The sequence below is a fragment of the Coleofasciculus sp. LEGE 07092 genome, from assembly GCF_015207375.1.
Classification (GTDB): Bacteria; Cyanobacteriota; Cyanobacteriia; order Cyanobacteriales; family Coleofasciculaceae; genus LEGE-07092.
Genome location: NZ_JADEWY010000042.1, coordinates 1 through 12,524, shown reverse-complemented (window position 1 = coordinate 12,524; position 12,524 = coordinate 1). Strand labels below are relative to the sequence as shown.

The following is a 12,524-nucleotide window of genomic DNA, read 5'->3' as shown; positions in this document are numbered from 1 at the left end:
ATTTCCCCTATGTCATCTCTACTAGAAAAGTTACTTGCCGCTGGCTGGTGTTACGAAAGCCATCGTCCTCAGCATGAGGAAGAGAAGAGTGAAATCTATAAGGATTGGGAGATTATCACTCACCCAGAACTGGCTCTACACTATCTGCCTACGGGAGAGTATTTTATCGCCTCGACTAACCCTATCTCTGGATCTAAGGTTTCTCAAGCTAAAGTCGGAGTTATTAAAGCTTTGATTGATTCCGATTTATAATATAGCGTTTCTACTCCATTAAAATCAGCCGTAGCGGATCTAAACGGATATACCACGGAAAAGGTCGGTCTTTTAGGTTAGCCCACTTTTCTTTATACACTTCAGCTTGCAGATGGTATTTACGAGAACCGTCTGGAGGACTGTTCAGCCTGATATACAAAGTTACTCGGTGCTGGGTTTCACTCGTCTTTACTAACCAGCAAGGAAAGGTGTTCTTTTGATTCGGATTATTTGAAAACGTGAGGTGATGGGCGCGAATTCCCACATAAGTTAATAAGTCTGGGATAGGTTCGACAATGTGGAGGATACACCCCCAGTCCAGCGCCTCGATGTGTTGGGAATCAACAGTCTGGACATGGGAAAAGTTTTTGCATTCTGTAACCTGTGCGGCTTTGAAGGTGGGAGGACGCTCAAAGATTTCTTCTTTCGATCCATCGGCGATAATTTTTCCGTCCGAAAGAATCAAAAGATTATGACAAATTCGATAGGCTTCCTCTAGTTTGTGGGTGATAAAAAGTGTGACTCCTTTATACCTCGAAAGAACCTCAATCAGCAGTTGTTCGATCTGACTTCGTAAATAAGTATCTAATGCTGAAAGGGGTTCATCTAAGAGTAAGGCTTCTGGCTCAATTGCTAAAGCTCTGGCTAATGCTACCCGTTGTTGCTGTCCGCCTGAAATTTGGTGAGGGTAGCGGTCTTCCATTCCTTTCAACTGCATCAGATTGAGGTATTTTGAAACTCGCTGTATACGTTTTACTTTGGGTAAATTTTGCAGACCAAAAGCAATATTTTGAGCGATAGTTAGGTGGGGAAAAAGGGCGTAATTTTGAAAAACCAAACCAATTCGGCGTTTGCGACTAGGAACATTAATACCCCGTTGCGAATCAAATAAAACTCGTCCGTTTAAAATGATGCGTCCCTCAGTCGGAGTTTCCAAACCAGCAATGCAACGTAGAGTCATACTTTTGCCAGAACCGGAAGCGCCTAAGAGTCCCAAAGGGTTTCCATCTGCACTAAAGGTGGTTTCGAGTTTAAAGCTAGGAAAGTTTTTTTGCAGATTAACTAAAAGTTCTACATTTTGCTTTCGATTCCGTTTGGTTTCATGGGTGTCACCTTTTGTAAGGGCAGATTTACCAATTTTATTGTTCCACTCAGAGAGGGGTGAGTCCGCCCCTACCGACCTGGTTTTGCCTGATGCATTCCCGTCCGAGAATTCCACATCCTGAAACTGACCCAGAATCAAGAAATTTAACAGTTTTTTAGTAAACGTGCTGGCTTTTGGGGGAACTGTATTTTTCAGACTTTGGGTGCTAGACCAATAGTTAATAGCAGTAATCACAGCTAGGGAAATCGCTACCATAATCAGCACCCAGTTTAAAGCTTGACCTATTCTTCCGGCTTCTGCCTCAAAAAAAATAGCGATCGGTATGGTTTGTGTTTTGCCAGGAATGCTGCCAGCTACCATTAATGTGGCACCAAATTCACCTAATGCTCTGGCAAACGATAGAATCGTCCCAGCTACAACTCCCGAGCCTGCTAGAGGTAGGAGGACTAACCCAAAAATTTTCCACTCAGGAACCCCCAAGGTGCGAGCGCTATTAAGCAAATTAGTTTCAACTTGTTCAAAGGCTCCCAGCGTCGTTTTATACATTAAAGGAAAGGCAACCACACTCGATGCAATTACGGCGGCTGACCAAGTGAAAACAAAGTTGATGCCAAACTGCCTCAACACTTGTCCCACAGGACTATTTCTACCCAAAAGCAGCAGCAATAGAAAACCTGTCACCGTTGGCGGAAGTACGAGAGGAAGGGTAAAAATGCCGTCAATAAACCCTCTACCTTTGCCTTGATAGCTATGCATCCACCAAGCTGCCATCATTCCTGTGAAAAAGGCGAAGATTGTGGCGACTAAAGCTGTTTTGAGGGAGATCCATAGGGGAGATAAATCCATTTCCATGTTAGCTACGCTTGACGGGTTGCGATCGCTTCGCTCCAGTGCAAAATTAAAAAATAACAAAAGGGAAGTGAGTTTACTGAGCCATACTAAAGCCGTACTCTTCAAAAACTGCTTGAGTTTCGTTGCTTGATAGAAACTCCACAAATTCCTTAGCCGTTTCTGGATTTTTACTATCTTTAATGACTGCTATGGGATAGATAATCGGTTTATGAGTGTCTGCTAGTGCAGTCGTGACTACCTTTACTTTATCAGAGACTTTGGCATCAGTGGCGTAGACAATGGCTGCATCAACGTTACCCGTCTCTACATAAGAGAGGACTTGACGTACATCTTTAGCGAAGACAGTTTTGGTTTGAAGTTGGTTGTAAATCTTAAGCGATGTCAATACTTCCTTGCTATATTGTCCGGCGGGAACGCTTTCAGGTTCTCCGATAGAGAATCGTTGTATTTGGCTACCCGCTAAGTCCTTAAAGTCAGAAATATCAGGTGCATTCCCATTGTTAGGTACAATCAAGACCACTTGGTTTTTTAAGAGGTTTTTGCGAGTACTATCTAGCAGCAGATCTTTTTCTTCTAAAGCATTCATCTGTTTTTCTGCTGCCGAAATGAAGATATCAACAGGCGCTCCCTGTTCAATTTGTTGCTGCAACGTACCGGAACTACCAAAGTTGTAATTAAGGGTGGTGTTTGGGTTTTCTTTTGTGTAAGCTTCTCCTGCGGCTTTCATGGCATCTTGCAGACTGGCAGCCGCTGATACTGTCAGTTCTTGAGGTTGTGCTTGGGGGGGTGATGTTGCAGAGGGCTGATTGGTTGTGACTTGACTACAGCCGACTACTATTAGAACTATCGCAACCATCCAAGCCATGACGGTGAAGACACGTCTTTTACTCATGGGTTTTTAGTTGTAAATTGCTCTACCCTCCTCTTCTTTTTTATGTTAATCAATACTCATTTATAAAATAAATAAGAATTAGCTTTATTATCGTTTTTTCGATTAAAATTCCTATAAATTTGAATTGGGTTAACATAGCTTCAATATTATTTACATAATTGTGAGTCTTTGCTCAGTCTACTTCAATCCATTTGAGGCTAGTTTAGGGAGGTTCATTCTCTATATATAGCCCTTATGTTATTGAAAACTTAACATCATTTTGTATAAATGATAACAAAATAACGAGTACGTTTCAAACTCTGATGAAGAATTGAAAAGCCCTGTAACTCAAGGCTTGCAAACTCTAAAAAAAAGCTTACTATGCCTTTAGTAAGTCATTTAGTTTACGGGTGTATCCCAACGCTGCCACTGGTGGTGAGAGCATCTTGCTCCCGGAACTATGGCAAGCGGGGAACGTCTCCGCACTACAGATTTGCATCTAAATGGGATTCTCCCGTCAGTTTCTCGGTTAGTTTTCAGTTTTCAATTAAAGAGCCATGTCAATTACCAGTTGCCTAACAGACTTTTCTGTACCAGAAATTCTGCAATTTATTGAAAAAGGGCGGAAAACCGGCTTGCTAACGCTTGGTTCTTTGCCAGATGATCCCACAACACCGAGCGATATTCATTACATCTGGGTCCATCAGGGACGCATCGTGGCAGCCGCAAATCAGTTAGACCATCAGGGGTTAGCAACGCTGATGTCTCAGCAGATGGGGGTTAGCAAGCGCGTCGTTGCTAAACTCGTTCAGTTATGTCCCACGGATAAACCCCTAGGTTTATCGTTGAGACGCAAGGCTATTTTATCCGCCGAACAACTCAAACAACTGTTTCAGATGCAGGTATTGGAGCGAGTCAGTACCTTATTTGAACTCAAAGACGGTCAGTTCAAGTTTATCCAAAACGCGCCCATACCAACGCGAGAAATGACGGGTTTGACCGTATCGGCGACGGAAGCAATTTTGATTGGGTTGCGAATGCTCAAAAAATGGGACACCCTAGCTGATAAGTTACCTGATCCGAATGGGGGTTTGGTTGGTATCGCGGCTAGTTCCCCTCCCTATCAACTGAATTATCTAGAAAAGAAGGTGTGGGACAACGCTCAAGGTACACTTTCTCTGTCTGCAATTTCCAAGGAACTGAAACTCACCGTTGAAGAGGTACAGCAAATTGCATTCAGGCTGATCACATTGAATTTAGTTGAAGAGGTTCCTTTACTGACGGGTATTCTGCCAACCCAAGAAATCGAACCCCTACCTGTCCAGTTAACTGAAGAATTGGAACACGAAACCATTACCCCTTCATTGTTACAAAACTTAGTAAATTTTTTGCACAGTAAAGGAAACGATCACATTCCAATCCGTTGGGGTTATGCTTCAGAACGTCATACTCAAGAAGGAGTCATGCCGATTGAGCCTTCGATCGATATAGTACGCTGCTAATTTGTGTCGTGATGCTTTGAGTATTCGAGTGGGTTCAAAGTACACTCTTGCTGATCACCTTCAGTCATCGCTCACAAAATGCCAATGTCCAGAAGCTTTTCCTGGTTCAAACAAACACCCGATGTTCTAAAGAGGGCATTTGGCGACGGACTTGCTCAAGACGAACGGGATTGATTTCAGCGATCGCTATTCCAGGCTTATCTCCAGCATCAGCTAAGATGGAACCCCACGGATCAACAATCATTGCATGACCATGGCTTTGGCGCATTGCATAGTGATGCCCCGTTTGTGCGGGGGCAATTACATAGCAAGTATTCTCAATAGCTCTAGCTTGCAAAAGGACTTGCCAGTGATCTTTGCCCGTATAGGCAGTGAAGGCAGCGGGGATCAACAAAATATCAGCTCCCTTGTAAGCTAAGTGGCGGTAAAGTTCTGGGAAGCGAACGTCGTAGCAGACGGAAAGCCCCAAACTCCCCAGTTTTTCCGATGGGTAGACCGGCGGGAACAAGGTGCCAGACATCACCGTGCTAGATTCTTGATAGGTGTTGCCATCAGGTAGATTGACATCAAAGAGATGAGCTTTCTGGTAACGAGCGAGTTCAGTACCGCTGGGATCGATGAGCAGAGCTGTGTTATAGACTTTGTTACTACTGACAGGTACAGGAAAGCCTCCCCCTAAAAGGGTCACTTGAAAGCGCTGTGCCATCGTTTTGAGGAATTTTTCGCTCTCCAGAGCAATTGCATCTGCCTGAGAAATTTTTTCTTCCTCTTTACCGAGGAATGAGAAGTTTTCAGGTAAGGTAACGAGTTCGGCACCGCGACGCACTGCTAGTTCGATAAGTTCTTCAGCCGCAACCAGGTTTTTTTGAAGGTCGGGCAAGCTGGTCATTTGAATAGCAGCAGCAAGATAAGATTTCATGGGCAGACGCAGAACGGATAATTTTCTGGCTTGGGTATTGGAAACTTACTATACCAAGCAAAGCCGCTAACTGCTACCTTTTTACCGAGTCAACCGGGTACATTCCCTGAACCATTTAGCTCTATCTCAAGGCAGATACATCCGTCGTTATTCCGGGTTAACCTTCATTTGGAAAAAACAATAGCGGCAAAAAATTGACTAGCCAAATTTTGTAAACATATGTAACTAGTATACTGATGCTCTGCCCGCAAATCCAGCAAGCTGAAACAAAAGTTAAGGAGTTGCGTCTTTGAGTTATTATGTGCTTAAAAAGCAGGAAGTCGGTATTGCTGTTAGTAAACGGATGAGGACATAGTGAAGATGATGGGAATCCAGGAAATTGCACAACAAGCGCTAATGACAGGGTGTCTGACAACAGAAGCCGAAAACCAACTTCGCCAGTTGTTATCGATGAAGTACGATTGGGAAGACTTTCAGGCTTTCATTAAATTGCAGAAAGAAGTGATGGAAGGTCGAGTCAGGCAGGAATCTCGTGAGTTATTTGGCTCTGGGTTTTCCAGCAACCCATTTACCCAAAACGTTGTGATTGCGTCTTAAGTGCCGTCTAGTCAATAGTGTTTTATCCCCTCTCTACTTTAGGGGAGCGATCACGGCTTTGTTCCTAAATCTAGTCCTACACAGTGATCTTAAACAGCAATTTTTTCTCGGAGAATTAGGGCAAAGGCTTTGGCTTCACTTCTTTCTTGGGGCCATCCCTTCGCCTCTGTCACTCTCCCTCCCGTTTTAGTGATGGCGACTGTGGGAATACCGCAAAAACCCAGATAAGCAATGCCTATACCAGCGACTAAAACGAGCAATCCACTGAGTTTAGCAATGAAACTGCCCGATAAAACTATATTGAGAGCAAAAAATAAAACTAGCCCCAGACTCCCCGTGATAATCGTCGCCCAAGATTTTGGCTGATAAAAGCGAACCGCAACAATTTGCGTTAAGGGAATCTCTTCTTTAGCTCCCTTATTAAATAAACCTTTATTACTTAAAAATGTAACCTGTTTGATCGATATAGTTCCAAACTTATTACTGATAAGGCTTTCCTCTAGGCTTTCAGGCATACACGCTAGCTTCCCGCTGATAGAAACAGCTCGATTTTAACCTTCTCTTCTATCCTTTGGCTCTAGAGTTTACAGAATATTTTCAAAACAAGCTAGCTCCTGATTTTTCTTCATTCAATCAAAATTTAGCGATCGCAAAATCTTCATAAAGAAGAAGAGAAAAGCATTTGAAGTCTTACCCATCTCCCCAATCACTTTGTTGCAACAACCGCCATATTCCAAGCCAACGGCTTCATTAACGGAATTTGTTTCAAAACTCGGTCAATTTTCTCTAAGCGCTGATAATTTGGCTGCAGCCGTTGGTGTTCGAGAATTATTTTTTTCCAGTATCGTTCCTGATTAGGGTTAACTTTTTCTATTAAATAGAAGCGTAGAAAAATCCAGAGGGTTCCTAGCCAAAAGGTATCCCAAGCCGTTTGTGAAAATAGAGCCTTAATGTCATTCACAATAGCAATATCCAACGGTTGCTCGTCGTCCGTGCGGACTTCTGTTGCCATGCGCCGATAGACATTAATAATAGGATTATGCTTCAAAGGGTCCCAAAAACAGGCTTTTCCCCCTGGTTTGAGGACTCGGTGCATTTCCCGCAATGCCATTTTTGGGTCTGGGATGTGGTGGAGTAAATTGGAGGCGTAGACAAAATCAAAGGTATTCTCCTCAAAATCGAGCGCCATCGCATTAGCAGTACGTCCTTCTATCTCGACACCATTCCCTTGTGCTAACTTCAGTGCTACCTCTACCATTCCTGGCGAATAGTCAGCCGCCACGCAACGTGCCCCTTTTTGGGCAAAATAGACGCTATTTTCACCGGCACCACAGCCTAAGTCTAAAAGTAACTTGCCGCGAATATCTCCCATCTGTTGGAGAATAAATCGATTTTCTGGTGCAGTGCAAGCTTCAAAGTAGTCTGCCACTCGTATACCATCGACATCAATCGCAGCCGCCCAAGTATCGTGGAAGCGTCGCTCTTTGTCTAGGGTTTCCTCTGACATTTTGTTTTTCTTGGGGAGATACGGTAAGAGATTTAATCTCTAGGGTACACGAATCGATCCTTAAGATTCATTGGGTCTGTGTAACAAAATAAGCTGTTTCAAGTCGTTGTTATAGGCAAGCTGGATACAAAAAACCCCACAAAGAGGATTTGTGGAGTCCCAGTTATTTTGCCGTAACTGATTACATCAAACCAATTTGTTGGAGAATACCTTGACCGGTTAGTAATTCGGTTGCCAAGCCAATGACAAAGCCCAGCATTGCTAAACGACCGTTCCAGGTTTCAGCAAAGGATGTAAATCCGAACTTGTTCTCTTGTTCCTGCATGAGCGGTGTCTCCTAAATCTATCCCTTTAATAAAACGTAACTTAATTCTTCTAAATCTGCAACATTTCTTTAAACTATTGGAGACAAAACCTGGTATTAAAGCTTGGGCAGCTACTACAGAACACCCCCGTAACAATCTCAGAAAGGATTACCCTGGAAATACGTTGTAACTTTACTCCATGATCAGTCATGAAACCCTGGCACTTCCTGCTGTTGCTAATACTAACCACAGCGACTGCCTGTGGTTCCACCAGCACCTCCGTTGAACAAGCCACCTCCCAGTCCACGCCAGAAAGCCAATCCTCTCAACCCGTTACCGAACCTGCCGATAGTCCCAGCCAGCAGTCTGCTGCCATACCGACACAGAACCTTGTAACCACAAAAACCCTAACGCCCCAACCTATCAAAATAACCCTTGCCGACTTACCCCCACCCTTTGCAACCAATAGCGCTTCTAAATCTCCCAACGTCGTAGCGATACCGAAAAATCCGACGCTGAACGTACCTGAAGGGTTTCAAGTCAATGTCTATGCCGATGGGTTAGACAGTCCCCGTTGGCTGGCACTCACTCCCACAGGTGATGTTCTTGTCACCGAAACCCGGCAAAATCGCATTCGCCTACTCCGCGATACCAACGGTGATGGGGTTGCCGATGTCAAAAAAACCTTTGCCAATGCCGAAAATGGGTTAGATATCCCCTTTGGCATGGCATTCACTGACAGTTACTTCTTCCTCGGCAATACCGATGCAGTTCTGCGATTTCCCTATCGCCAAGGTCAAGAACAACTGACTGGCACGGGTAAAAAAATTGCGGATCTCCCTGGTGGTGGCTACCGACAGCACTGGACGCGCAATGTTGTTGTTTCCCCAGACGGTCAAAAACTTTACGTTTCCATTGGTTCCCGTTCTAATGTAGACGAAGAACCGCTACCACGGGCATCGGTGCAAGTGATGAACCTCGACGGTTCCAACCCACAAACCTTTGCCTACGGTTTGCGCAACCCCATCGGACTCGACTTTCACCCCACCACCGAGGAACTCTACACCACAGTCAACGAACGGGATAAACTTGGGGATGACTTAGTTCCCGACTACCTAACACGCCTTCGCCAAGGGGAATTTTACGGCTGGCCCTACGCTTATCTATCACCCAATCTCATCGACCCACGTCAGGCAAACAACGGTCAAAGTAAACGTCCCCAACTCGTTGCTAAAACTCAGACGCCTGATGTTTTGTTCCAATCTCACTCCGCCGCTTTGGGACTGCAATTTTATAAGGGGCAAACTTTTCCTGACAGGTATCGTAACGGTGCTTTTGTGGCGTTTCGCGGTTCCTGGAATCGCGACCGAGGTACAGGTTACAAAATTGTCTTTGTTCCCTTCGATGCTTCTGGACGACCTCAAGGCGATTATGAAGACTTTCTCACAGGTTTTCTGATTAATCCATTGGGACCAACGACCTGGGGACGCCCTGTTGGTTTATTAGTGCTACCAGATGGCAGTTTATTGGTAACAGAAGAAGCCAACAATCGCATCTACCGCATTCAATATCGCGACTGAATTTCCCTGGACGCTGTAGGGAATGGGCTTTGATTATTGGTTATTACCCCTTACTCAAGGAAAGGCAACGGTGAAGCGAAAGTTACTAGTTCTAGCGATGGGTGCTGCTAGCAGCATCTTGGTAGTATTGGCGGGTCGCGCTCAGATTCCCTCTAAAGTCGAAGCTGATGTAGTTGAGGCAGACTCTGTAGGAGTTTTACTGCTGGGTTCAGACGCAGAAAGCGAACCCTACTACCCCCTAGCATCAGGAGTTTATTTAGGTCGCGGCATCGTTCTCACCAATTGGCACGCCGCCACTTATGCTGCCCTGCTGCTGTTAGAAGATATTGAGCTAAAACCCACAGACGAACTCCTGACTTATAAAATGGGCGATCGCTCGAATTCTCTGATATATTCCTGGATTTGTCTGGCTCAGACTAATACCGACACTCTCAAACCCCCGAACTCTCCCTACTGGATCAGCCCCACTGATGCTGATAACTGCATTCCCTACAATCTCACCCCATGGCAAGCATTTCGACCCTCAGAACCGAATCAAGCACCGATGCCCACAGCTCAGTTTGAGGAACTACTCTTTCTAAACCGTAGTATGGAACTTGCCATTGTCAAACTCGATCCTCAAGACTTAGCAAAAATAGAGATTTCACCGCCTTGCCTGTCGAAAGTTCCGGTAAAAAAAGGGGAAACCCTAACGGTTCAAAGCCACGTTGGTGGTCGCTATCCAGCCGTTACCGTCACTGCCATCGTCAAGGATGACCAACCTCAACTGCGCGTTGACCCTGATCCTCGCGTTCCTGTAGATAAACGGTACGCTGCCATGTCCATTATTGCAACTCTTCCGGCTGACCAATCCAATTCGGTCGGTCCCGGTTCATCGGGGGGTCCGGTATTCAATCAACGGGGAGAACTCGTGGGTTTGGTTTGGACGGGACAGTACTTAGACGACGGGACAATGGAGGTTTGGATTACACCCACCTCCAGTTGGTTGCCTTTGCTGGAACAGGAAAAAGTTCCTGATGAGGATTTGCGTCAAGTTGTCGAGGCACCTTGTCCGGCTATTTCTAATTCACCGTGACATCCTCCTACACTAAATCTCTAAGATAAAATTATCCCTAACGGCGATTAGACTGGAAGAAGGAGAGAGTTGGCGCAGGTGGTTGCAGATTCACCCTAGGGACTGAATCTGAGGAAAGTCCGGGCTCTCGAAAGACCAAACTTGCTGGGTAACGCCCAGTGCGGGCGACCGTGAGGATAGTGCCACAGAAACATACCGCCGATGGTGTAGAGACGCGCCATGGAAAGTCTCTACAAACAGGTAAGGGTGCAAAGGTGCGGTAAGAGCGCACCAGCAGCATCGAGAGGTGCTGGCTCGGTAAACCCCGGTTGTGAGCAAGGTCAAAGGAACTACGGTTGGTCTTTTACCAGTTCCGTCTAATAGAGCCGCTAGAGGCGTCTGGTGACAGGCGTCCCAGATAGATAACTACCCTCTTGGCGATTCGTCAGGAGAACAGAACCCGGCTTATGTCTGACTCTCTCCTATTTTCATTAAAGAAGGGGAATGGGGAATAGGGAATAGGGGGTAGAAATTGAAAAATGAGAGTTTCAGTGTTCCATATGACAGTTGAACCCAGACGACGCAAACAACTCCAAACATTAGTACAGAAGCTAGGATTGCCCGACACTATACCCGTCGATTGGTCGTTGCTAGACGTGGCGCTAACCCACCCCAGCATTTCCTCAGATGCCAATTACGAGCAGTTGGAATTCGTCGGTGATGCAGCGGTACGCATAGCGGCATCAGAATTATTATTTGAAACCTACCCCCACGCCTCAGTCGGTGAATTTGCCGCAATTCGTTCTGTATTGGTGAGCGATCGCATTCTTGCCCAGATAGCGAAAAGCTACGGATTAGAGCGGTATTTACTGGTGTCTAACAGTGCTGGTGCGGACAAAGCCGGGGAGCGATCGCGCTTGGCAGACGCCTTTGAAGCCATGTTAGGAGCACTCTACCTGAGTACCCATACCCAAGAACTGATTCGTCCTTGGCTGGACTCTCACTTACTACAACTGGCAGCAGAAATTCGCCAAGATCCCGCCCGCCAAAACTATAAAGATGCGCTTCAAGAGTGGACTCAAGGTCACTACAAAATTCTCCCCGACTATCGCCTCACCGAAACCAGTTCTGTACACGGTGACAGCCAACGCTTCACCGCAGAAGTCTGGCTTAACGATCAGCGATTGGGTGAAGGCAAAGGGCGTTCTAAAAAAGCGGCTGAACAAGCTGCTGCAAAAGAAGCATTTATGGCAGTCAGAGATAATAGTTCTATTTTACAGAATTAAATATTAGTCATATAATTATACAGGGTTTTGAGTTAGAAATGAATGAAATTTTATCAAATGTGAAACCCGTAAGAATTGTGGTATTGGGAGTGGGTCGCTGGGGTAAGCATCTGGTGCGGAATTTCTGGGAACACCCCGATGCCCAATTGGTGGCAGTAATCGATCCGCACCCAGAACGCTTAACAGCAATTCGAGAGCAGTTTAGTCTGGATACCGATGTTGTTTTGGCAACGGATTGGGGATCAGTACGCGAGCGTACTGATATAGATGCTGTCGTCGTTGCGACTCCGGCTGCCACCCATTATTCCCTAATTCGGGATGCCCTACAGCAGGGATACCATGTCCTAGCCGAAAAACCCCTGACCTTAGATGTTGCTGAATGCATCCAACTCTACCACTTTGCCCAACAACAGCAGCGGCAACTTATGGTTGATCATACCTATTTGTTTCATCCAGCCGTTGAGGGTGGTAAAGCTGTGATGCAATCAGGGCGATTGGGAGAGTTGCGCTACGGCTATGCTGCCCGCACTAATTTAGGTCCAGTCCGTCAAGATGTAGATGCTCTATGGGACTTAGCGATTCATGATATTGCCATTTTCAATACCTGGTTGGGACTGTTACCGATAGAAGTTCAAGCAACGGGTAAGGTATGGCTGTGCCGGGAAGGAGAAGCTGGGGAGCGGGGGAGCAGAGG

General features: G+C 45.6%; 13 protein-coding genes and 1 other RNA gene. 8 read left to right on the top strand and 6 right to left on the bottom strand.

Annotated elements, in window-relative coordinates; all coding sequences use genetic code 11:
- Positions 1–9 precede the first annotated feature (9 nt).
- Positions 10–252: a hypothetical protein gene (locus IQ257_RS12480; RefSeq protein WP_193873553.1), complete on the top strand. Its 243-nt coding sequence runs from the start codon at positions 10–12 to the stop codon at positions 250–252.
- Between the two features lie 10 nt (positions 253–262).
- On the opposite strand, the gene modB is transcribed toward IQ257_RS12480, so the two are convergent.
- Positions 263–2,209 (bottom strand): molybdate ABC transporter permease subunit, encoded by a 1,947-nt coding sequence (gene modB / locus IQ257_RS12475; protein ID WP_193873552.1) that lies wholly within the window; start codon positions 2,207–2,209, stop codon positions 263–265.
- A 73-nt stretch (positions 2,210–2,282) separates the two neighbouring features.
- Positions 2,283–3,101 (bottom strand): molybdate ABC transporter substrate-binding protein, encoded by an 819-nt coding sequence (gene modA, locus IQ257_RS12470; RefSeq protein WP_193873551.1) that lies wholly within the window; start codon positions 3,099–3,101, stop codon positions 2,283–2,285.
- A gap of 536 nt (positions 3,102–3,637) precedes the next feature.
- On the opposite strand from modA, the gene IQ257_RS12465 reads away from it, so the two are divergent.
- The gene (locus tag IQ257_RS12465) at positions 3,638–4,582 is read left to right on the top strand and encodes a DUF4388 domain-containing protein (protein ID WP_193873550.1); all 945 of its coding nucleotides are present in this window, start codon (positions 3,638–3,640) and stop codon (positions 4,580–4,582) included.
- Positions 4,583–4,688: 106 nt separating this feature from the next.
- On the opposite strand, the gene IQ257_RS12460 is transcribed toward IQ257_RS12465, so the two are convergent.
- Complete coding sequence (locus IQ257_RS12460; RefSeq protein ID WP_193873549.1) at positions 4,689–5,501, bottom strand: carbon-nitrogen hydrolase family protein; 813 nt, start codon at positions 5,499–5,501, stop codon at positions 4,689–4,691.
- 360 nt (positions 5,502–5,861) lie between these two features.
- Here IQ257_RS12460 and IQ257_RS12455 point away from each other — a divergent pair, with 360 nt between their 5' ends.
- Entirely contained in the window at positions 5,862–6,098 is a 237-nt protein-coding gene (locus IQ257_RS12455) for a hypothetical protein (RefSeq protein ID WP_193873548.1), read from the top strand.
- 89 nt (positions 6,099–6,187) lie between these two features.
- Here the strand turns inward: IQ257_RS12455 and IQ257_RS12450 are convergent, their stop codons facing one another.
- From IQ257_RS12450 to IQ257_RS12440, 3 genes are all read right to left on the bottom strand, one after another.
- Positions 6,188–6,613, bottom strand: coding sequence for a hypothetical protein (locus tag IQ257_RS12450; protein ID WP_193873547.1), 426 nt, complete (start codon positions 6,611–6,613; stop codon positions 6,188–6,190).
- A 191-nt stretch (positions 6,614–6,804) separates the two neighbouring features.
- A complete protein-coding gene (locus IQ257_RS12445; RefSeq protein WP_193873546.1) occupies positions 6,805–7,605 on the bottom strand; it encodes a class I SAM-dependent methyltransferase in 801 nt (266 codons plus the stop codon).
- Between the two features lie 181 nt (positions 7,606–7,786).
- A complete protein-coding gene (locus IQ257_RS12440; RefSeq protein ID WP_193873545.1) occupies positions 7,787–7,930 on the bottom strand; it encodes a chlorophyll a/b-binding protein in 144 nt (47 codons plus the stop codon).
- A gap of 189 nt (positions 7,931–8,119) precedes the next feature.
- Between IQ257_RS12440 and IQ257_RS12435 the strand changes: the two genes are divergently transcribed.
- From IQ257_RS12435 to IQ257_RS12415, 5 genes are all read left to right on the top strand, one after another.
- Positions 8,120–9,490 carry a PQQ-dependent sugar dehydrogenase gene (locus IQ257_RS12435; RefSeq protein ID WP_193873544.1) on the top strand — a complete coding sequence of 457 codons (1,371 nt, stop codon included), beginning with the start codon at positions 8,120–8,122 and terminating at the stop codon, positions 9,488–9,490.
- A 70-nt stretch (positions 9,491–9,560) separates the two neighbouring features.
- Complete coding sequence (locus IQ257_RS12430) at positions 9,561–10,565, top strand: S1 family peptidase (RefSeq protein WP_193873543.1); 1,005 nt, start codon at positions 9,561–9,563, stop codon at positions 10,563–10,565.
- A 65-nt stretch (positions 10,566–10,630) separates the two neighbouring features.
- An RNA gene (gene rnpB, locus IQ257_RS12425) (RNase P RNA component class A) lies at positions 10,631–11,027 on the top strand.
- A 77-nt stretch (positions 11,028–11,104) separates the two neighbouring features.
- A complete protein-coding gene (rnc, locus tag IQ257_RS12420) occupies positions 11,105–11,830 on the top strand; it encodes a ribonuclease III (protein WP_193873542.1) in 726 nt (241 codons plus the stop codon).
- Between the two features lie 38 nt (positions 11,831–11,868).
- Positions 11,869–12,524, top strand: a 656-nt coding sequence (locus IQ257_RS12415; RefSeq protein ID WP_193933051.1) for a Gfo/Idh/MocA family protein, incomplete at its 3' end; no start/stop codon positions are given.